Source organism: Cribrihabitans marinus (genome assembly GCF_900109035.1).
Classification (GTDB): domain Bacteria; phylum Pseudomonadota; class Alphaproteobacteria; order Rhodobacterales; family Rhodobacteraceae; genus Cribrihabitans; species Cribrihabitans marinus.
This window is the reverse complement of record NZ_FNYD01000002.1, coordinates 350,940-369,442: the sequence shown is the minus strand read 5'-3', so window position 1 is coordinate 369,442 and position 18,503 is coordinate 350,940. Positions and strand designations below refer to the sequence as shown.

Sequence of the window (18,503 nt, the reverse complement as noted above, 5' to 3'; positions counted from 1 at the left end):
GTGACGCCCGGGGACGCGCCACCGTTCAGCTTTGTCCGGCGCAACCGCACCCTGCGGAACATCGCGGTCCTGGCCGCCATCTACGCGGCGCTGGCGGCGGTCCTGCTGCAACTGGACGCCGCGCCCTGGCTGGTCGGCGGGCTGGCCCTGTTCACCCTGCCCGCCCTGTGGGACGTGCTGGCCGGCACCAGCGCGTCGCTCAGGCTGGACGGGGCCGAGTTGCGCTGGCGCAGCGGGCGGCGCGAGGGCGATCTGGGGCTGGCCGAGATCGACAGCATCCGTTTCGACACACGCTGGGACCTGTCGGTGCGCGTGACGCTTCTGCTGCGCGGTGGCGGCCGGGTGCGGTTGCCCCAGGACTGCGTACCGCCGCATCGCGATTTCGAGGCCGCCCTGCAGGCCCGCGGGCTGCGCGTCGAACGGCATCATTTCACCGCTTTCTGAAACAAATGGTTTCGGTTAAGGCAACAATACCCGAAGTTTTTCCCTTTCCTGACCGGAACGATCCCAGAAGGGCCACGATCCTGCCAAAATACATGATCATATTTGCGGGACCGGACGCCTTCCGAACGGCGTCTGCGAGCAGGAGCCCCAGATGATCGCAAGTACCCGCCATGCCCTACGGCGTCTGTCCGCTTTCCTGCAGGACCGTGCCGGGGTTGCGCGGTCCGATCCGGCGCCGCTCCTGTTGCCACCGCCCGATCGACCGGCCCGGCGGATCGAGGATTCCCTGAACATCCCCGTGGTCTCGGACAGCGAGGCGGACGCGCCCTGTGCCCAGGCGCGGCTGCGCGGCATGTTTCTGGCCCGGCAGGAGCGGTGGCCGGACCTGGCGCAGCAGCTGCACGAGGCCGAATCCCGCCGGACAATGCTGTGCGGCAACTGGCCGCTGACTGAACTGCTGTCCTTCGGCGCGCGCTCGGACGTGGTTCTGGCGGTCGAACACGCCCTGCAGGAGGGGATCGCCGCCGACGATCCGATCCTGCTGGACGGTGTGATGGGGCTGGAGCAGGTGCTGCGCGAGCATGGCAACGACCCGATGATCGCCCTGGTCGTGGCCCAGGCCCATACCGACATCGCCTGGGCCTGGCGCGGGACCGGATGGGACGACGCGGCAGTTTCCAGCCGCAACCGGCGCCGCTGCGCCGCGCATTTCGACCGGGCCGCCGCGATCCTGGCGCAGCATTGCGGCAAGGCGATGAACAGCCCGTCGCTGCTGGCCGCGCGCTGCGCGTTGCGCGCCGGCGGGCGCATCCCGCGCAAGGGATTGGCCGACGACTACGAGGCGCTGATCGACATGGCGCCCGGCAACCCGGCGCATATGCGCGCCCTGGGCACGCATCTTCTGCCCGGCTGGTTCGGCAGCTATCCCGAGCTGGAGCTGGAGGCCCGCCGGACCGCCGCGCGCCTGACCGGCCTTTGGGGCAATGGCGGCTATTGCTGGGTGATGCTCAACGCCATCGCGCTGGATGACGGGGCCTGTGCGCTGGTCGATGTGGAATTCTTCCTCGACGGGCTGCGCGACATCGTTGCGGCCCGGCCGGATCAGGCGATGGTCAACTACCTTGCCGCCTATTGCGCGGTGACGCTGGCGGCAGGCTACGGCACCAGCGAGGAGGCCGATCTGGCCCGGACACGGATCTGCGACTCGGTGAACTGGCTGGTGCGCGACCACCTGACCGAATTGCACCCGCTGATCTGGGCCCATGCGGCGCAGGGGTTCGACAACAATGCCCGGGTCACCTCGCCACTGCGCTTTGCCGCGCGTGGGCGGGCGGATGCGATGCAGGTGATCGCCGACCTGTTCCGCGACGAGATCGCCGGCGGCAAGCGCGTGACATTCACCCCCGACGGCCCGAAGACCAGCGCGGTCTGACACGTCGCCCAAGGGCCCGCCGCCCCTTCCCAACATGCATTGCCCCTTGCCCCTTGGCCTTGCCGCGCCTAGAACGCGGATCGAAGTCAAGCGAAGAGAGCCGAGCGATGCTGGACCTGACCTACGAGACCCCCAAACCCAAGACCATCGCCGGGGCCCGGCATGACTGGGAACTGGTCATCGGCATGGAAGTGCATGCTCAGGTCGCCTCGAACGCCAAGCTGTTCTCGGCCGCCTCGACCGAGTTCGGGGCCGAGCCCAATTCCAACGTCTCCTTCGTCGATGCGGCGATGCCCGGCATGCTGCCCGTCATCAACGAATACTGCGTCGAACAGGCGGTGCGCACGGGGCTGGGGCTGAAGGCCGAGATCAACCTGAAATCGGCCTTCGACCGCAAGAACTACTTCTACCCCGATCTGCCGCAGGGCTACCAGATCTCCCAGCTCTATCACCCCATCGTTGGCGAGGGCGAAGTGCTGGTCGAGATGGGCGACGGCACCGCCCGCCTCGTGCGGATCGAACGCATCCACATGGAGCAGGACGCCGGCAAGTCGATCCACGACATGGACCCGAACATGTCCTTCGTCGACCTCAACCGCACCGGCGTCTGCCTGATGGAGATCGTCAGCCGCCCCGACATCCGCGGCCCCGAAGAGGCGGCGGCCTATATCGTGAAACTGCGTCAGATCCTGCGCTATCTGGGCACCTGCGACGGCAACATGCAGAACGGCAACCTGCGCGCGGATGTGAACGTGTCGATCTGCCGTCCCGGGGATTACGAGAAATACCAGGAAACCCAGGATTTCTCGCATCTGGGCACGCGCTGCGAGATCAAGAACATGAACTCGATGCGCTTCATCCAGGCTGCCATCGACCATGAGGCGCGGCGCCAGATCGCAATTGTCGAAGGCGGCGGGACGGTCGATCAGGAGACCCGGCTCTATGATCCCGACAAGGGCGAGACGCGGTCGATGCGGTCCAAGGAAGAGGCGCATGATTACCGCTATTTCCCCGATCCCGACCTGCTGCCGCTGGAGATCGACCAGGACTGGGTGGACGACATCCAGGCCAGGCTGCCGGAGCTGCCGGACGAGAAGAAGGCGCGGTTCATCAAGGATTTCGGCCTGACCGACTATGACGCATCGGTGCTGACCGCCGAGGTCGAGGCGGCCGCCTATTTCGAGGCCGTGGCCAAGGGGCGCGACGGCAAGATGGCGGCCAACTGGGTCATCAACGAGCTGTTCGGTCGGCTCAAGAAGGAAGACCACGACATCACCGAAAGCCCGGTCTCGCCGGCGCAGCTGGGTGGCATCATCGACCTGATCGCCAAGGGCGACATCAGCGGCAAGATCGCCAAGGATCTCTTTGAAATCGTCTATAAAGAGGGCGGCGACCCGGCCGAGATCGTCGAGGCGCGCGGCATGAAGCAGGTCACCGATACCGGCGCCATCGAGGCGGCGGTAGACGAGATCATCGCGGCCAATCCCGCCCAGGTCGAGAAGGCCAAACAGAACCCCAAGCTTGCCGGCTGGTTCGTGGGCCAGGTGATGAAGGCCACCGGCGGCAAGGCCAACCCCAAGGCGGTCAACGAGATCGTCAGCGCCAGGCTGGGGCTCTGATCCCCGCGCCCGGCGCGCGGGTGTCTGCCGGGCGCCTGACGGCTCGCTGGCAATTCGATATGCCGCTGATATAAGTTGCCCGCCGGAGCACAGAGGTCATCCATGCCGCTTTTTGAATACAAGGTCGTCCCTGCCCCCGCGAAAGGCACCAAGGCCAAGGGCGTGAAATCGCCCGAGGGCCGCTTTGCCCTCTCGGTCGAGGAACTGCTCAACGAGATGGCAGCCCTGGGCTGGGAATTCCAGCGCGCAGAGCTGTTGCCCAGCGAGGAGAAATCGGGGCTGGCCAGCACAACGGTGAACTGGCGCAACCTGCTGGTCTTCCGGCGCCTTCTGGACGTGGCGCAGCCGCCCTTGGAGGGCGACGCCGACGACCTGCCGCCTGCGGCCCGGCCCCTGCCCGGCCCGATGGCCCCGCCCGATCCGCGGGCCGAGGCGCCCCCCGTGGCCGCGCCGCGGCCAATATCCGAGGAGACCCGCGATCCTCAGATCAGCGCCCCGACCGGTCAGGCAGAGGACTCGTCGGACCTGCCGCCGTTCGCAAGCAATCGCAACGGCGACGCGCACTCCGATGCGGATACCAACGACGCCGAGGTGCCCGACCGCTCCAAGACCTGACGCTGCATTCGGCCCGAACCGGCCGATCCGCTGCCGCACCTCGGACCGGACCGAGGCGTTCCGCGCGCTCAGGACCGGCCCGGACCCGGACGGCAAGAAGCTGCAGGCGCAGGTCATCGACCGGTTTCTACGCTGATCCACGGTGTCGGCTGGAGGTCCGTGGCCACGAAACCAACAGAGGCAAGGAGAAGCGCATGCGGTGTCTGGTTGTCGGTGGCACGGGATTTCTGGGCGGCGCCATCGTGGATGCTGCGGCTGCAGTCGGGCACTCGATGTCGGTGCTGGCGCGCGGGCAGACCGGACGGGCGCAACCCGCCGGGATCGAATTCATCCAGGCAGACCGGCATGACACACTCGACACTCTGGCCGGACGGTCCTTCGATTGGGTGTTCGATTCATGCGCCTATTCGCCCGATGCCGTTCATCGACTGCTGGATGCGGTCGGAGAGGGTCTCAAACGCTATGTGCTCATCTCGTCGATTTCGGCCTATGGGACGTTCGAGAAGGAGGGGCTGAACGAGGATGATCCGGTGCCTGCCCCGACCGACGCGGACCTGGCCGTGGCCGCCGCCGTGCCGGCGGCCGACCGCGCCTCGGCCGCGGCCTATGGCGAGTCCTATGGCCGGTTGAAGCGGGCCTGCGAACTGGCCGCGGCAGAGCGGCTGGGGAACCGCGCGACGGCCTTACGTGTCGGGCTTTTGGTCGGCGCGGGGGATTACACCAACCGGCTGACATGGTGGGTGCGACGCATCGACCAGGCGCGCGGATCGCAACGCCGGGTGCCGGCCCCCGGGCCGCCGGACCGGCCGGTGCAGTTCGTCGACGCGCGGGATGCGGCGGGGTTTGCGCTGACCTGCGCCGAAAATGGGCCTGGCGGGATCTGGAATGTCACCGGGCAGGAGATGGCGCTGAGTGACGTTCTCGACGCGGTTGCCACGGCGGCGGGATCAGAGCCGGAGTTCGTCTGGCGCGACGACGCCGCGATACTGGAGGCCGGCATCGCCCCCTGGACCGATATGCCCCTGATGGCCCCCAGTATGCCCGAGTTCCGGCACTTCCTGCAGGTCGACGCGGGCAAGGCGCGCGCCGAGGGCCTGACCTGCCGTCCGCTGGCCGACACGCTGGGTCGGTTGCTGGACTGGGACCGGGGCCGCCGGGACCAGCCGCTCGGCGTCGGCCTGACGGCGGAGCAGGAAGCGCGGCTGCTTGGCTAGCGACGGCTCAGGCGTCGATGTCCAGGGCCAGCGCGTGGATCCTCGGCACGATATCGCCCAGCGCGGCGTGAACCGCGCGGTGACGCGCCAGGCGGTTCTGGCCCTTGAACGCGGCGGCGCGGATGCGCACGTTGAAATGGCTTTCACCCCCCTCGCGATAGCCGGCATGGCCACGGTGGCTTTCGCTGTCGTCCACGACCTCCAGCTCGCGCGGGTCGAAGGCCTCTTGCAGGCGTGTGCGGATCTGCTCGGTGATGCTCATCTCTGCCGGTCGGCAAAAAATTTGCCGCTCCCTCTTCTATCTGTGGCGGCTTGGATTAAACTGCTGCCTCCGAGTCGGAACCTATAGTCCGAAAGGTACGCCGTGAAGACGAAACCAGATCCCTTTGGCTTTGACATGTCCGTTTCTTCGGCGAAGAAACGCAACCCGCGCGGTCGTCGCGGAATGTCGGGCGCGTCCGAAACCTCGCGGCGGGTCTGCGACCACGAGGGGTGCCAGGAAGCGGGCAAGTTCCGCGCGCCCAAGGCGCCCGACGTGCTGGACGATTTCTTCTGGTTCTGCCAGCAGCATGTGCGCGAATACAATCAGAAATGGAATTTCTTCGACGGCACGACCGAGGCCGAGCTGAACGCGCAGATGTCCAAGGACAAGGTGTGGGAACGCAAGACGCGGCCCCTGGGCGACCCCGAGGCGCGGGCCTGGGCGCGGCTCGGGATCGAGGATCCGCACCAGGTGCTGGGACAGAACGCCACCCAGAACCCCGGTCGCGCCACCACCGGCCGGCGCCTGCCGCCCACCGAGCGCCGCGCCATCGAGATCCTGGAGGCCAAGGACAGCTGGTCCAAGGCCGAGGTGCGCAAGGCCTACAAGAAGCTGATCAAGGTGCTGCACCCGGACATGAACGGCGGCGACCGCAGCCAAGAGGAACAGCTGCAGGAAGTCGTCTGGGCCTGGGACCAGATCAAGGAAAGCCGCAACTTCAAGTAGCCTCTGCGGCGGTGTCAACAAAGAGGGGCCGACTTGCGGCCCCTCCCCACTTGTTACCCCCTACCACTCGCAAACCGGTATCAGCCGGCCGGCAGCAGCACCGTGTCGATCACGTGGATCACGCCGTTCGACTGGTCGACATCGGCGATGGTCACGTTGGCCACGCGGCCGCGTTCGTCCTCGATCATGATCTGGTCGCCGTCATAGGTCGCCTGCAGGGTGCAGCCGCCCACGGTGGGCACGGGGTGCATGCCGCCATCGTCGTCGACCATCCCCTTAATGGCTTCGGACATCGCGTCGGCCGAGACCACGTGGCAGGTCAGGATCTTGGTCAGCGTATCCTTGTTCTCGGGCTTGAGCAGTGTCTCGACAGTGCCGTCCTTGAGCATTCCGAAGGCTTCGTCCGTCGGAGCGAAGACGGTGAACGGGCCTTCGCCGGACAGCGTGTCGACCAGGCCGGCTGCCTTGACCGCTGCCACCAGTGTCTCGTGGTCGGCCGAGTTGACCGCGTTTTCGACGATGGTCTTGTCGGCATACATCGGCGCGCCGCCCACCTTGGGGTTATCCGCCTGCGCCGAAATGGCGACGATGGCAGCGGCAGCAGCGGAAACGGACAGTTTGACAAAGTTCATGTTGAAAACTCCCTTAGGCTCGAGTTGACCCCCGGCCGATTGGTCCGGGTTGCCTGAAGTCACGGCAGGCCCGTGCAGAGAGTTTCGCCCATTCGATCACGAAACGATCACGAAAATGTCAGAGTTCGCTTACCGTGCCCGCAGCCAGGATCGCCCCGGTCGGCGCGCCGCCCGGGGCACCGCCTTCGGGCTCGTCGCTGACGGCGAGGGTGGCGCCCGGCATGGCACCGCGCAGCGGCTCGGGCACGGTCACGGTCAGGCCCTCGCCCGCATCCAGCAGGCCCAGCGAGACGGGCGCTGCATCCGGCGTCGGGATCACCCACAGCTCATGGCTGCGCCCGGCGGCCGGGCCGGTGCCGCCCACGCGGGTCAGGTTCAGCGTGCCCTCGGCGGACGCGTAGGTTGCGACGATCCGCAACGGCGAGGCGTCCGAGGTCAGCTCGGCGCGGAAGTCGGGCTCGGATGGCTGGAACATCCCGGTCTGCACCGCCACAAAGGCCACAACCGCGGCGGCAAGGCCCAGCGCGGTCACCCAGCCCAGCCAGCGCCGGCGCGGGCGGGGATCGGCGAACAGACGGGCCTGCACCCCGGCCCAGACACCGGGCGGAGGCGACACGGAATCGTCGGGCTCCATCCGGATGAAGGCCTCGGCCCATTCGGCATAGGCCTCGCGCAGGGCCGGCTCCTGCGCCATCCGGGCCTCGAAGGCGCGCGCCTCGGTCGGGTCCAGCAGGCCAAGCGCGTACTCGGCCGCCAGGGCGCGGTCGTCGTCGCCGATATCGCCGGTCGGGCTCATTGCGCCAGGCACTCCCTCAGTTTCATCAGGCTGCGGCGCAGCCAGGTTCGCATCGTGTTGAGCGGCACGTCGAAGGCCGAGGCCAGTTCGGCATAGCTGTCGCCCAGAAGATAGGCCCGCCGCACCGCCTGTTCCCGATCCGGTTCCAGCTGTCCCAGGCACTCCAGGACGGCCGCGCGCTCATCGGCGGCCATCGCCTGCGCCTCGGGACCGGGGCCGGGATCGGCCAGCGTCTCGGTGTCGCCGACCGGCGCGTCGGGTTCGATGCGCCGTGCGGCGGCCCGGTCGCTGCGCAGGCGGTCGATGGCCAGGTTGCGGGCGACCGTGATCAGCCAGGTCATCGGGCTCAAACCGTTGACACGGTAGCGGTCCGCCCGGTTCCAGATCCGAACATACACGTCCTGCAGAACCTCCTCGGCCCGGTCCCTGTCCCTCAAGACACGCAGGCAGACGCCAAAAAGTTTCGCCGAGGTGGCGGCGTACAGGTCCCCGAATGCCGCCCGGTCGCCCATTGCGGTGCGCGCCAGCATGGCCTCGATTTCCTCGTGTCCCGTCATGAAGTCCCGTCGGTTCGCTTGCCGCGCATCCTAAGCATATCGTCCCGCGCAAGGCCAGACATCGGCGACGGCGGCCGCGCAACAGGGGGCTGCCGCTTCCCCTTGCCCTCGCCGCCATTATGTTGCACCACACGCGGGTTGAATTCGCCCCCCGCTCCGGGGGCTGGACAGAGGACACAGGGCATGGCTGACGGCGCGATCGACATCAACGCAAAACCCACCGAAGAGATTTCGGTCCGCGAGGTGTTCGGAATCGACACGCCGATGACGGTCAAGGGATTTGCCGAGGCCAGCGACCGCGTTCCGGTGATCGACCCGACCTACAAGTTCGATCCCGACACCACCCTGGCGATCCTGGCGGGGTTCGCCCATAACCGCCGGGTGCTGATCCAGGGCTATCACGGCACCGGCAAGTCGACCCATATCGAACAGGTCGCCGCGCGGCTCAACTGGCCCTGCGTGCGCGTCAACCTGGACAGCCATATCAGCCGGATCGACCTGATCGGCAAGGACGCCATCAAGCTGCGCGACGGCAAGCAGGTGACCGAGTTCCACGAGGGCATCCTGCCCTGGGCCCTGCGCAATCCGGTGGCCATCGTGTTCGACGAATACGATGCCGGCCGCGCCGACGTGATGTTCGTCATCCAGCGGGTGCTGGAGCATGACGGCAAGCTGACGTTGCTGGACCAGAACGAGATCATCACGCCCAACCCCTGCTTCCGCCTGTTCGCCACGGCCAACACCGTGGGCCTGGGCGACACGACCGGCCTCTATCACGGGGTGCAGCAGATCAACCAGGCGCAGATGGACCGCTGGAGCCTGGTCGCCACGCTGAACTATCTGCGCCACGACGCCGAGACCATGATCGTGCTCAGCAAGGCGCCGCATTACAACACCGAGAAGGGCCGCAAGATCGTCAGCCAGATGGTCACCGTGGCCGACCTGACCCGCACCGCGTTCATGAACGGCGACCTGTCCACCGTGATGAGCCCGCGGACGGTGATCAACTGGGCGCAGAACGCCGAGATCTTCCGCGACGTGGGCTATGCCTTCCGGCTGTCCTTCCTCAATAAGTGCGACGAGCTGGAGCGCCAGACGGTGGCCGAGTTCTACCAGCGCTGTTTCGACGAGGAGCTGCCCGAAAGCGCGGCCAGCACCAGCCTGGGCTGACCCCGGCTGTCGCCGGAATCCGACATCAAGCGAAAAAGTGATCGCGTTCCGCATCGGCGGTATTGCGCCGATTCGGGACCCCGCGTAGCCTTGTTTCAGGGTAAGGAGGGCTGCGACCCGGCCACGTGAGCCATCAAGAACCAGGGTGCAGCCCGTGTGTACGAGGATGGATCAATGCGCAGGACCGCTTTTTTCGCGGCGCTTGCGTCTGTTGCGATTGCGGGCGCGGGCCTGGCCGGAACTCCGGCTGTGATAGAAATGGAGCAGGACGATCGGATGACGCCGATCGCGGCGGTTCTCCCGCCCCTGTCGGACCGGGAACTGGGGCTCAGGTGCCACGGGTTCTTTCGTGCCATGCAGGTGCGTCATCAGCTGGCGCAGATGATGGGCTTTGCACAGCTCGACCTCTTTGCCTTCCTGTCGGACCTGCCGCTGGCGCGGCTTGACCGGGTGGCCGATGCCGGGGGCGAAACCGACTATGTGACCCCCTATATGGTGGAATTCGGGCCGCTGGATCCTTTGCGCACGGCCCGGTCCGGCCTGTTCGCATCCGACCGCCGGACCTGCACCGACCTGCTGGACCGGCTGGGCTGACGGGCGCGCCGAAGGGGGCAGATTCAGCGGCGGGACCACTGGCCTTCCGGGGCCGGACGCACTAGTCTCGGCCCGCAGTTTCCACCTGACCCGAGCGCACTGAATGGCCCAATCCGACAATCCCGCCGACCCGTTCAAGAAGGCGCTGGCCGAGGCCACCAAGGTCATGGCCGACGATGCCGAACTGAGCGTGACCTATTCGGTCGATCCCTCGGGCATGTCGGGCGATACCGTCCGCCTGCCGCAGGTCAGCCGGCGCATGACGCGCGAAGAGGTGCTGATGGCCCGCGGCACCGCCGACGCGCTGGCGCTGCATCGAAAGTATCATGACGCGGCCGTGCACGCCCGCTATGCCCCGCCGGGCGATATGGCGCGCGACCTCTACGAGGCGATGGAGACCGCCCGCTGCGAGGCGGTCGGCGCGCGCGACATGCCCGGCACCGCCTCGAATATCGACGTCAAGATCGCGCATGACGCCGCGCGGCGCGGGTATGACCAGTGCAAGGAAGCCTCGGAGGCACCGCTGCCGGCGGCGGCGGGATACCTGATCCGGCATCTGGCCACGGGCCGCGACCTGCCGGCCGGCGCCGGCAACGTGATGGAGCTGTGGCGCGGCTTCATCGAGGAGCAGGCCGGCGGCACGCTCGAGAACCTGCAGGACATGCTGCCGGACCAGTCGGCCTTTGCCCGCTTCGCCCGGCAGGTAATCACCGATCTTGGCTATGGCGACCAACTGGGCGACGACCCCGACGAGATCGACGAGGACCAGGAGGATCAGGCCGAGGACGATGCCGACGAGCAGCCCGATCCCGACAGCACCGGCCAGGACGACAACGACGAGGAGGACGCCGACGCCAATCCCGAGCAAAGCCAGGAACAGCAGCAGGACCAGTCGCAGGCGCAGGTCTCGATGGACGAGATGTCCGACGAGGAATTGGGCGACGAGACCGAGATGCCCGATGGCGAGGCGCCGCTGGAGCCGCCCCCGCCGCCGCCGGTGAGCGAGGCCGATCCGGACTATCGCGTGTATCTGGGCGACCACGACGAGGAGGTCGCCGCCGAGGATCTGGCCGAGCCGGTCGAGCTGGAACGGCTGCGCGCCTATCTGGACCAACAGCTGGAGCCGCTGAAGGGCGCGGTCAGCCGCCTGGCCAACAAGCTGCAGCGGCGCCTGCAGGCGCAGCAGAACCGCAGCTGGGAGTTCGACCGCGAGGAAGGCATCCTGGATGCCGGACGGCTGGCGCGCGTCGTGGCCAACCCGACGACGCCGCTCAGCTTCAAGGTCGAGAAGGACATGGAATTCCGCGACACGGTGGTGACGCTGCTGCTGGACAATTCCGGCTCCATGCGGGGGCGGCCGATCTCCATCGCCGCGATCTGCGCCGACGTTCTGGCGCGCACGCTTGAGCGGTGCAGCGTCAAGGTCGAGATCCTGGGTTTCACCACCCGCGCCTGGAAGGGAGGGCAGGCGCGCGAGGCGTGGCTGAACGAGGGCCGCCCGCAGCAGCCGGGCCGCCTGAACGACCTGCGCCACATCGTCTACAAGGGCGCGGATTCGCCGTGGCGCCGGGCGCGGCCGAACCTGGGCCTGATGATGAAAGAGGGGCTGCTGAAAGAGAATATCGACGGCGAGGCGCTGGAATGGGCCCATCGCCGGATGGTCGCGCGGCGCGAGCAGCGCAAGATCCTGATGGTGATCTCGGACGGCGCGCCGGTGGACGATTCGACGCTCAGCGTGAACCCGGCCAACTACCTGGAAAAGCACCTGCGCGACGTGATCGCGATGATCGAGAAGCGCAGTCTCGTGGAGCTTCTGGCCATCGGCATCGGCCATGACGTGACCCGCTACTACGACCGCGCGGTGACGATCACCGATGTCGAGCAGCTGGCCGGCGCGATGACCGAGCAGCTTGCGGCGCTGTTCGACAGCGACCCCCGCGCCCGGGCGCGGGTGATGGGGATCAAACGCGCGAGTTGAGCCTGGCCAGGCTCTCGGACAGGTGGGCCGAGAGCGTGTCGAACATCGCGTCCCATCCCTCGCGCTGACCGGCCACGGACTCCGCGCTGGCAAAGGCGCCCTGCTCGGTCATGCGCAGGACACATCCGCCAGCATCGGGCGTGAACCTGAGCGTGGCCACGGTGGCGCTTTCGAGCCCGTCGGGCCCCTCCAATCGCGAGTGCATCAGTATGAGCTGCGCCGGGGCAACGAGTGCGTAGATGTCGGTCGACCGCCACGTGCCTTCCGACCCGAAATCCATCTGCGTGACCGAACACCCGCCCGGCCGAAAGTCGAAGGGATCGCAGCGCACTTGCGCGCCGGGTGCCGGGCACATCCAAGAAGCGCAGCTTTCGGCGGTCGTGAATGCACCGAAAACCGACTCGGGCGGGTGATCGAAACGGCGAACCAGCGTCAGCATGTCGTGGTGCAGGTCGGCGGATGAGGTCATTTCGGTGTCTCCTGTGTTCGGTCGAGATGAGCCTCCAGTGCATCGAACCGGTCAGACCAGAGGCGGCGGCGCTCGGCGAACCAGTCCTGACCCTCGGCAAGCCGTTCCGTGCGCAGCGCGACGATCCGGGTCCGGCCCTGCTTTTCACTTGTGGTGACCCCGGCCGCTTCGAGCACCTTGAGGTGCTTGAGAAACGAAGGCAGGGCCATGTCGTGGGGCGCGGCCAGCCGGCTGACCGGCTGCGGCCCGTCGCACAGGGCCTCGGTGACCGCCAGGCGGGTCGGATCGGACAGCGCGTGAAACAGCGCGGCAAGGGAAGTGGAATGGTAAGCCATAAGGCTAAGCAACCACATCCGGCCGCACGGCACAAGAAAAGTTTTCCGATTGGCTAGGTTTACTGCCCCAGCAACTCGCGAAACGGCGCGTAGTCGGCGCCATAGCAGGGCGACAGAAGGCCGGTGACGTTGCGCGTGTTCAGCACCTCGGTGCCGTCGGCGCTGAGCGTCACCTCCCAGTAGTCGCGGCCGATATAGCTGCCACTGTTGTTGCGGGCGTCCGTCGTGGCGCAGAGCTGGATCTGCTGCCCCGCGCGCACCGGCTGCGACACCTGGGCCTGGCCGGGATTGCCGGGCGTTGCCATCTGGCGCGAGACCGCCGCCGCCGCGTTCTGACGGATGAGCGTGTCGAGCGGCAGGTCTTCCTGCGCCGCCGCCGGAGCGGCCGTCAGCGCAAGGGTCAGGGTGAGGATCCGTATCATACCGGCATGATAGGCGACCTGCGCGTATTGCCAAGCCGGTTTCGCGGCTGGACATTTGCCGGCGCCCCCCGCAGGTTTGGCGCGATTTCAACGGCAAGGACGAGGCGCAGATGTTCCAGACCTTCGACGTGACCGCACGACCCGAGCAGGGACCGCCCCGGCTGGCCGCGCTGCGGGCCGAGATCGCCGCCGAGGGGTTGGAAGGATTCCTGGTGCCGCGCGCGGATGCGCATCAGGGCGAGTATGTTGCCGCGCATGACGAACGGCTGTCCTGGTTGACCGGATTTACCGGCTCGGCCGGGTTTTGCGCCGTGCTGGAGCGGGTGGCCGGCGTCTTCATCGATGGGCGCTACCGCACGCAGGTCAAGGCCCAGGTGGCCGAGGAGTTCACCCCCGTGCCCTGGCCGGACACCAGCCTGGCCGCCTGGCTGCGCGAGCAACTGCCGAAGGGCGGGCGTGTCGGATTCGACCCCTGGCTGCATTCCGCCGGGCAGATCCGCGAGGCCACGCGCGCACTCGAGGGCTCGGGTGTCGAACTGGTGCGCAGCGCCAACCTGGTCGACCGGATCTGGACGGATCAGCCTCCGCCGCCGATGAAGCCGGCCCGGCCGCACCCGCTGGAATTTGCCGGCGAAGCGGCAGCCGAGAAATGCGCGCGGCTGGCCGAGGGCCTGCGCAAGGCCGGGCATCGCGCCGCAATCATCACGCTGCCCGATTCGATCATGTGGCTGCTCAACATCCGCGGCGCGGACATCCCCCGCAACCCGGTGGCGCATGGCTTTGCGCTGCTGCGTGACGACGCGCGGGTCGATCTGTTCATGGCCGGGGTCAAGTTGCAGGGGCTGGAGGGGCACCTGGAGTCGACGGTTTCGTGCCACGAGCCGGATGGTTTCCTCGACGCGCTGGACCAACTGACAGGTCCGGTCAGTGTCGATTTCGCCACCGTGCCACAGATCGTGGCCGACCGGCTGGGCGACAGGCTGGCCGAGGGCGGAGATCCCTGCGCGCTGCCCAAGGCGCGCAAGAACGCCGCCGAGATCGAAGGCAGCGCCGAGGCGCATCTGCGCGACGGGGCGGCGGTTGTCGAACTGCTGGCATGGCTCGACGCGCAAAGCCCCGGTAGCCTCCGCGAAAGCGAGGTGGTCACGCGGCTGGAGGCGCTGCGCCGCAGCGATCCCGCCCTGCAGGACATCAGCTTCGAAACCATCGCCGGAACCGGGCCGAATGGCGCGATCATGCATTACCGCGTCACCGAGGCCACCGACAGCCTGCTGGAACCGGGGCACCTGTTGGTGCTCGACAGCGGCGGGCAGTATCTGGACGGCACCACCGACATCACCCGCACCGTGGCCATCGGCGAGGTTCGCGAAGAGGAGAAGGTCTGCTATACGCGCGTGCTGAAGGGCATGATCGCCATGTCGATGCTGCGCTGGCCGGTGGGTCTGGCCGGGCGCGACATCGAATGCGTGGCCCGCCTGCCGCTCTGGACCGCCGGGCAGGACTTCAACCACGGGGTCGGCCACGGCGTCGGCGCCTATCTGAGCGTTCACGAAGGCCCGCCGCGCCTGGCCCGCACCGGGCAGGCTCCGCTGGAGCCGGGAATGATCCTGTCGAACGAACCGGGTTACTACCGCGAAGGCGCCTTCGGCATCCGCATCGAGAACCTTCTGGTGGTGCGCGAGGCGCCGGACCTGCCGGGCGGCGACAGCGACCGCGCGATGCTGGAATGGCGTACGCTGACCTATGCCCCGCTGGACAGGCGGCTGATCCTGACCCATATGCTGGACGAGACCGAACGCGCCTGGTTGAACGCCTATCACGGCGACGTTGCGAAAAAGATCGGCCCACGGGTGGGCAGCACCACGCGGCTGTGGTTGGATGCGGCCACCGCGCCGATCTGACACGGGCCGGCACCCAGGGGCAGGAATTGCCCCGCACCGGGACAGCGAAGGAGACGACATGGGAGAAGCGATCACGATCCGCCAGGCGGAAGGGAAATGGGTGGTCCGCTCGGGCGGCGCGATCCTGGGCGAGACCAGCGCCGCGCTGGAACTGCTCGAGGACGGCCAAGACCCGGTGATCTATTTTCCCCGCGGGGACGTGGCGATGGCGTTCCTGGACCGCACCGACAAGGTGACCACCTGCCCGCACAAGGGCGAGGCCAGCCATTACTCGATCGTCAACAAGTCCTCGACCTCCGAAAACGTGGCCTGGAGCTATGAGGACCCGGTCGAGCAGGCCTCCGCGATCCGCGATCACCTGGCCTTTCACCAGCGCGACGGCGTGCTTGTCGAGAAGATCTGAACCGGCCGCGCGAACTATTCCGCCCTCGCGGCCCGGCCGGCACCTTCCCGCCTGGCTCCGATCGAAGGCGACCGCTGCCGGTGCTGGATCGCACACCGACGCTGCGAATAGGGAGCAATCACCGTGACCGGACCTTTGCCCGCGGATTTCTGGGACCGCATCGCCGACCGCTACGCCAAGCGTCCAATCGACGATCCCGACGCGTATCAAGCCGCCCTGGAGCGCACACGCAGCCACCTGCGCCCGCAGGACGATGTCCTGGAGCTGGGCTGCGGGACCGGCTCCACGGCCTTGCTTCTGGCCCCGGAGGTCGGGCGCTACACCGCCAGCGACCTGTCACCGCGCATGATCGAGATCGGCGGGGAAAAGGCCGCTGCCGAGGGCGTCGGAAACCTGGAGTTCATTGCCGCGGACCTGAGCAACCCGCAGCTGTCGGACCGGCCCCGGGATGCGGTTCTGGCCCTGAACCTGCTGCATCTGCTCGAGGATCTTCCCGAGGCGCTCAGCCGCGTGCATGCCATGCTGCGCCCCGGCGGGTTGTTCATTTCCAAGACCGTGTGCCCGATCTCCGGGCGTGTCCCGATCAAGCTCCGGCTGATGCTCTGGGCGCTGCCGGTCATGCAATGGCTTGGCAAGGCGCCCTATGTGAACTTCATGTCCACCGACGAACTGGAGACCGCGATCACGCAGGCCGGGTTCGAGATCATCGAGACCGGCAACTATCCCGCAAGTCCGCCCAGCCGCTACGTCGTCGCGCGCAGGCTCTGACCGCGGGTTGCTTGTGATCGGGGATGGGCGGGACTAGATGTGTGGGCGAACAGACAATGAGGCCCCCATGTATCACCTGCCCTTTCCCGTCCGTGACGCCAATGCCAGTGCCGGTGGCAAGGATCTGGGCGATCTGCCCGAGTGGGATCTGAGCGATCTCTACATCTCCGAGGACGCACCGGAACTCAAGCGCGATCTGGACTGGCTGGAATCCGCCTGCGCATCCTTTGCCGCCGATTACGAGGGCAAGCTGGCGGACCTGGACGCGGCGGGTCTGCTGGATTGCGTGCAGCGCAACGAGCGGATCAACACCATCGCCGGGCGCCTCATGTCCTTTGCCGGGCTGCGCTACTACCAGCAGACCACCGATGCGGGCCGCGCCAAGTTCCTGTCGGACTGCCAGGAAAAGATCACCAACTACACCACGCCGCTTGTGTTCTTCACGCTGGAGTTGAACCGGATCGACGAGGAGGCGCTGCAGGCGCGCTTTGCGCAGGATCCGGAACTGGCGCGCTACGAGCCGGTCTTTCGCCGCATCCGCGCCATGAAACCGTATCAACTCAGCGACGAACTGGAGCGGTTCCTGCATGACTTGGGCACGGTGGGCGACGCCTGGGAGAAGCTCTTTGACGAGACAATCGCGGGGCTGACCTTCACCGTCGATGGCGAAGATCTGGGCATCGAAAGCACCCTGACCCTGCTGACCGAACAGGACCGGGCCAAGCGCGAGGCCGCCGCCCGCGAACTGGCGCGCGTGTTTGGCGAGAATGTCCGCACTTTTGCGCGCATCCACAACACCCAATCCAAGGAGAAAGAGATCATCGACCGCTGGCGCGGGATGCCCTCGGCGCAGATGGGCCGGCACCTGTCGAACGATGTGGAACCCGAAGTGGTCGAGGCGCTGCGCGAGGCAGTCGTCGCCGCCTATCCCAAGCTCAGCCACCGCTACTACGAACTGAAACGCAAATGGCTGGGGCTGGACAAGCTGCAGGTCTGGGACCGGAACGCCCCGCTGCCGATGGAGGACAGCCGCATCGTGAACTGGGACGAGGCCGAGGCCACGGTGATGGAGGCCTACGAGTCCTTCGACCCGCGCATGGGCGAGTTGGCCAAGCCGTTCTTCGGCAAGGGCTGGATCGACGCGGGCGTGAAACCGGGCAAGGCACCGGGCGCCTTCGCACATCCCACCGTGACCGAGGTGCATCCCTATATCCTGCTGAATTACCTGGGCAAACCGCGCGACGTGATGACCCTGGCGCATGAGCTGGGCCACGGCGTGCACCAGGTGCTTGCGGCGGACCAGGGCGAGATGCTGTCCTCCACGCCGCTGACCCTGGCCGAGACGGCATCGGTCTTCGGCGAGATGCTGACTTTCCGCAAGATGCTCGACAAGGCCGAGACGCAGGAGCAACGCAAGGTGCTGCTGGCCGGCAAGGTCGAGGACATGATCAACACGGTCGTGCGCCAGATCGCCTTCTACGATTTCGAATGCAAGCTGCACGACGCTCGGCGCGGCGGCGAGCTGACGCCCGACGACATCAACGCGCTGTGGATGTCGGTGCAGGGCGAAAGCCTTGGCCCCGCCTTCGAGTTCATGGAAGGGTACGAGACCTTCTGGGCCTATATCCCGCATTTCGTGCACTCGCCCTTTTACGTCTATGCCTATGCTTTCGGCGACGGGCTGGTGAACGCGCTCTACTCGGTCTATGCCGATGGTGCCGAAGGGTTCGAGGACAAGTATTTCGACATGCTCAAGGCCGGCGGATCCAAGCACCACAAGGAGTTGCTGGCCCCGTTCGGACTGGACGCCAGCGACCCGGCCTTCTGGGGCAAGGGGCTGAGCATGATCTCGGACCTGATCGACGAGTTGGAGGCGATGGAGGGTTGAGCCCTCCGCGCCGGGTGGCAGCACCATGACCGACGACCGGCGAAAACCGACCCTGCGCGAACGCTTGCGCCCTTACCGGGCGCGCATCCGCAGCAACGTACCGCGCGGATTGCGGATCGTGGTGGGGGTGCTGCTGATCCTCGGCGGTTTCCTGGGGTTCCTGCCGGTGCTGGGATTCTGGATGATCCCGTTGGGCGTAATGGTGGCGGCGCTGGACGTGGAGCTTTATCGCCGGTGGCGGCGGCGAAAGACCCGCCGCCGGTAAGCCGCCACCCTGA

The 18,503-nt window shown here is 67.1% G+C and carries 21 protein-coding genes; 14 read left to right on the top strand and 7 right to left on the bottom strand.

Annotated elements, in window-relative coordinates:
• From BMX57_RS04270 to BMX57_RS04250, 5 genes are all read left to right on the top strand, one after another.
• Positions 1 to 444, top strand: a complete 444-nt coding sequence (locus BMX57_RS04270) for a hypothetical protein (RefSeq protein WP_092362850.1) — start codon at positions 1 to 3, stop codon at positions 442 to 444.
• A gap of 151 nt (positions 445 to 595) precedes the next feature.
• A complete protein-coding gene (locus BMX57_RS04265; protein WP_092362848.1) occupies positions 596 to 1,876 on the top strand; it encodes a hypothetical protein in 1,281 nt (426 codons plus the stop codon).
• A 107-nt stretch (positions 1,877 to 1,983) separates the two neighbouring features.
• Positions 1,984 to 3,495 (top strand): Asp-tRNA(Asn)/Glu-tRNA(Gln) amidotransferase subunit GatB, encoded by a 1,512-nt coding sequence (gene gatB, locus BMX57_RS04260; protein WP_092362846.1) that lies wholly within the window; start codon positions 1,984 to 1,986, stop codon positions 3,493 to 3,495.
• A 102-nt stretch (positions 3,496 to 3,597) separates the two neighbouring features.
• A complete protein-coding gene (locus BMX57_RS20845; RefSeq protein WP_229724180.1) occupies positions 3,598 to 4,110 on the top strand; it encodes a DUF4177 domain-containing protein in 513 nt (170 codons plus the stop codon).
• Between the two features lie 194 nt (positions 4,111 to 4,304).
• Entirely contained in the window at positions 4,305 to 5,324 is a 1,020-nt protein-coding gene (locus BMX57_RS04250) for an NAD-dependent epimerase/dehydratase family protein (protein ID WP_092362844.1), read from the top strand.
• 7 nt (positions 5,325 to 5,331) lie between these two features.
• Here the strand turns inward: BMX57_RS04250 and BMX57_RS04245 are convergent, their stop codons facing one another.
• The gene (locus tag BMX57_RS04245; protein ID WP_092362842.1) at positions 5,332 to 5,586 is read right to left on the bottom strand and encodes a BolA family protein; all 255 of its coding nucleotides are present in this window, start codon (positions 5,584 to 5,586) and stop codon (positions 5,332 to 5,334) included.
• Positions 5,587 to 5,721: 135 nt separating this feature from the next.
• Between BMX57_RS04245 and BMX57_RS04240 the strand changes: the two genes are divergently transcribed.
• Positions 5,722 to 6,312, top strand: coding sequence for a DnaJ domain-containing protein (locus BMX57_RS04240; protein WP_092362840.1), 591 nt, complete (start codon positions 5,722 to 5,724; stop codon positions 6,310 to 6,312).
• A gap of 80 nt (positions 6,313 to 6,392) precedes the next feature.
• Here BMX57_RS04240 and BMX57_RS04235 read toward each other — a convergent pair whose 3' ends face one another.
• The 3 genes from BMX57_RS04235 to BMX57_RS04225 all read right to left on the bottom strand — a co-directional run bounded on the left by BMX57_RS04235 (position 6,393) and on the right by BMX57_RS04225 (position 8,297).
• The gene (locus tag BMX57_RS04235; protein WP_092362838.1) at positions 6,393 to 6,944 is read right to left on the bottom strand and encodes a fasciclin domain-containing protein; all 552 of its coding nucleotides are present in this window, start codon (positions 6,942 to 6,944) and stop codon (positions 6,393 to 6,395) included.
• Between the two features lie 118 nt (positions 6,945 to 7,062).
• Positions 7,063 to 7,740: an anti-sigma factor gene (locus BMX57_RS04230; RefSeq protein ID WP_092362835.1), complete on the bottom strand. Its 678-nt coding sequence runs from the start codon at positions 7,738 to 7,740 to the stop codon at positions 7,063 to 7,065.
• On the bottom strand, positions 7,737 to 8,297 hold the full coding sequence (locus BMX57_RS04225) for a sigma-70 family RNA polymerase sigma factor (protein WP_092362833.1): 561 nt from the start codon (positions 8,295 to 8,297) through the stop codon (positions 7,737 to 7,739). The genes BMX57_RS04230 and BMX57_RS04225 overlap by 4 nt, the downstream gene beginning before the upstream one ends.
• Positions 8,298 to 8,480: 183 nt before the next feature.
• Here BMX57_RS04225 and cobS point away from each other — a divergent pair, with 183 nt between their 5' ends.
• From cobS to cobT, 3 genes are all read left to right on the top strand, one after another.
• Positions 8,481 to 9,467, top strand: coding sequence for a cobaltochelatase subunit CobS (cobS, locus tag BMX57_RS04220; protein ID WP_092362831.1), 987 nt, complete (start codon positions 8,481 to 8,483; stop codon positions 9,465 to 9,467).
• Between the two features lie 276 nt (positions 9,468 to 9,743).
• Positions 9,744 to 10,061 (top strand): hypothetical protein, encoded by a 318-nt coding sequence (locus tag BMX57_RS04215; RefSeq protein ID WP_143057877.1) that lies wholly within the window; start codon positions 9,744 to 9,746, stop codon positions 10,059 to 10,061.
• A 103-nt stretch (positions 10,062 to 10,164) separates the two neighbouring features.
• Positions 10,165 to 12,039, top strand: coding sequence for a cobaltochelatase subunit CobT (cobT, locus tag BMX57_RS04210; RefSeq protein ID WP_092362827.1), 1,875 nt, complete (start codon positions 10,165 to 10,167; stop codon positions 12,037 to 12,039).
• Here cobT and BMX57_RS04205 read toward each other — a convergent pair.
• From BMX57_RS04205 to BMX57_RS04195, 3 genes are read right to left on the bottom strand one after another with little or no spacing between them, the layout of a single operon-like run.
• Positions 12,023 to 12,508: an SRPBCC domain-containing protein gene (locus BMX57_RS04205; protein ID WP_092362825.1), complete on the bottom strand. Its 486-nt coding sequence runs from the start codon at positions 12,506 to 12,508 to the stop codon at positions 12,023 to 12,025. The genes cobT and BMX57_RS04205 overlap by 17 nt on opposite strands.
• Positions 12,505 to 12,843, bottom strand: a complete 339-nt coding sequence (locus BMX57_RS04200) for an ArsR/SmtB family transcription factor (RefSeq protein ID WP_092362823.1) — start codon at positions 12,841 to 12,843, stop codon at positions 12,505 to 12,507. The genes BMX57_RS04205 and BMX57_RS04200 overlap by 4 nt, the downstream gene beginning before the upstream one ends.
• Positions 12,844 to 12,902: 59 nt before the next feature.
• Positions 12,903 to 13,265: a hypothetical protein gene (locus tag BMX57_RS04195; RefSeq protein ID WP_092362821.1), complete on the bottom strand. Its 363-nt coding sequence runs from the start codon at positions 13,263 to 13,265 to the stop codon at positions 12,903 to 12,905.
• Between the two features lie 110 nt (positions 13,266 to 13,375).
• Between BMX57_RS04195 and BMX57_RS04190 the strand changes: the two genes are divergently transcribed.
• From BMX57_RS04190 to BMX57_RS04170, 5 genes are all read left to right on the top strand, one after another.
• A complete protein-coding gene (locus tag BMX57_RS04190; protein WP_092362819.1) occupies positions 13,376 to 15,166 on the top strand; it encodes an aminopeptidase P family protein in 1,791 nt (596 codons plus the stop codon).
• A gap of 58 nt (positions 15,167 to 15,224) precedes the next feature.
• Positions 15,225 to 15,569: a DUF427 domain-containing protein gene (locus tag BMX57_RS04185; RefSeq protein ID WP_092362817.1), complete on the top strand. Its 345-nt coding sequence runs from the start codon at positions 15,225 to 15,227 to the stop codon at positions 15,567 to 15,569.
• 123 nt (positions 15,570 to 15,692) lie between these two features.
• Positions 15,693 to 16,337: a class I SAM-dependent methyltransferase gene (locus BMX57_RS04180; protein WP_229724181.1), complete on the top strand. Its 645-nt coding sequence runs from the start codon at positions 15,693 to 15,695 to the stop codon at positions 16,335 to 16,337.
• Positions 16,338 to 16,404: 67 nt separating this feature from the next.
• Positions 16,405 to 18,225, top strand: a complete 1,821-nt coding sequence (locus tag BMX57_RS04175) for a M3 family oligoendopeptidase (RefSeq protein WP_092362813.1) — start codon at positions 16,405 to 16,407, stop codon at positions 18,223 to 18,225.
• Between the two features lie 25 nt (positions 18,226 to 18,250).
• Positions 18,251 to 18,490 carry a hypothetical protein gene (locus BMX57_RS04170; RefSeq protein ID WP_092362811.1) on the top strand — a complete coding sequence of 80 codons (240 nt, stop codon included), beginning with the start codon at positions 18,251 to 18,253 and terminating at the stop codon, positions 18,488 to 18,490.
• Positions 18,491 to 18,503: the final 13 nt, after the last annotated feature.

What these genes read in the sequence shown, in the direction of transcription:
- BMX57_RS04265 (WP_092362848.1), top strand. Translation starts at nt 596, where the DNA reads ATGATCGCAAGTACCCGCCATGCCCTACGGCGTCTGTCCGCTTTCCTG.
- gatB (WP_092362846.1), top strand. Translation starts at nt 1,984, where the DNA reads ATGCTGGACCTGACCTACGAGACCCCCAAACCCAAGACCATCGCCGGG.
- BMX57_RS20845 (WP_229724180.1), top strand. Translation starts at nt 3,598, where the DNA reads ATGCCGCTTTTTGAATACAAGGTCGTCCCTGCCCCCGCGAAAGGCACC.
- BMX57_RS04250 (WP_092362844.1), top strand. Translation starts at nt 4,305, where the DNA reads ATGCGGTGTCTGGTTGTCGGTGGCACGGGATTTCTGGGCGGCGCCATC.
- BMX57_RS04245 (WP_092362842.1), bottom strand. Translation starts at nt 5,586, where the DNA reads ATGAGCATCACCGAGCAGATCCGCACACGCCTGCAAGAGGCCTTCGAC.
- BMX57_RS04240 (WP_092362840.1), top strand. Translation starts at nt 5,722, where the DNA reads ATGTCCGTTTCTTCGGCGAAGAAACGCAACCCGCGCGGTCGTCGCGGA.
- BMX57_RS04235 (WP_092362838.1), bottom strand. Translation starts at nt 6,944, where the DNA reads ATGAACTTTGTCAAACTGTCCGTTTCCGCTGCTGCCGCTGCCATCGTC.
- BMX57_RS04230 (WP_092362835.1), bottom strand. Translation starts at nt 7,740, where the DNA reads ATGAGCCCGACCGGCGATATCGGCGACGACGACCGCGCCCTGGCGGCC.
- BMX57_RS04225 (WP_092362833.1), bottom strand. Translation starts at nt 8,297, where the DNA reads ATGACGGGACACGAGGAAATCGAGGCCATGCTGGCGCGCACCGCAATG.
- cobS (WP_092362831.1), top strand. Translation starts at nt 8,481, where the DNA reads ATGGCTGACGGCGCGATCGACATCAACGCAAAACCCACCGAAGAGATT.
- BMX57_RS04215 (WP_143057877.1), top strand. Translation starts at nt 9,744, where the DNA reads ATGACGCCGATCGCGGCGGTTCTCCCGCCCCTGTCGGACCGGGAACTG.
- cobT (WP_092362827.1), top strand. Translation starts at nt 10,165, where the DNA reads ATGGCCCAATCCGACAATCCCGCCGACCCGTTCAAGAAGGCGCTGGCC.
- BMX57_RS04205 (WP_092362825.1), bottom strand. Translation starts at nt 12,508, where the DNA reads ATGACCTCATCCGCCGACCTGCACCACGACATGCTGACGCTGGTTCGC.
- BMX57_RS04200 (WP_092362823.1), bottom strand. Translation starts at nt 12,843, where the DNA reads ATGGCTTACCATTCCACTTCCCTTGCCGCGCTGTTTCACGCGCTGTCC.
- BMX57_RS04195 (WP_092362821.1), bottom strand. Translation starts at nt 13,265, where the DNA reads ATGATACGGATCCTCACCCTGACCCTTGCGCTGACGGCCGCTCCGGCG.
- BMX57_RS04190 (WP_092362819.1), top strand. Translation starts at nt 13,376, where the DNA reads ATGTTCCAGACCTTCGACGTGACCGCACGACCCGAGCAGGGACCGCCC.
- BMX57_RS04185 (WP_092362817.1), top strand. Translation starts at nt 15,225, where the DNA reads ATGGGAGAAGCGATCACGATCCGCCAGGCGGAAGGGAAATGGGTGGTC.
- BMX57_RS04175 (WP_092362813.1), top strand. Translation starts at nt 16,405, where the DNA reads ATGTATCACCTGCCCTTTCCCGTCCGTGACGCCAATGCCAGTGCCGGT.
- BMX57_RS04170 (WP_092362811.1), top strand. Translation starts at nt 18,251, where the DNA reads ATGACCGACGACCGGCGAAAACCGACCCTGCGCGAACGCTTGCGCCCT.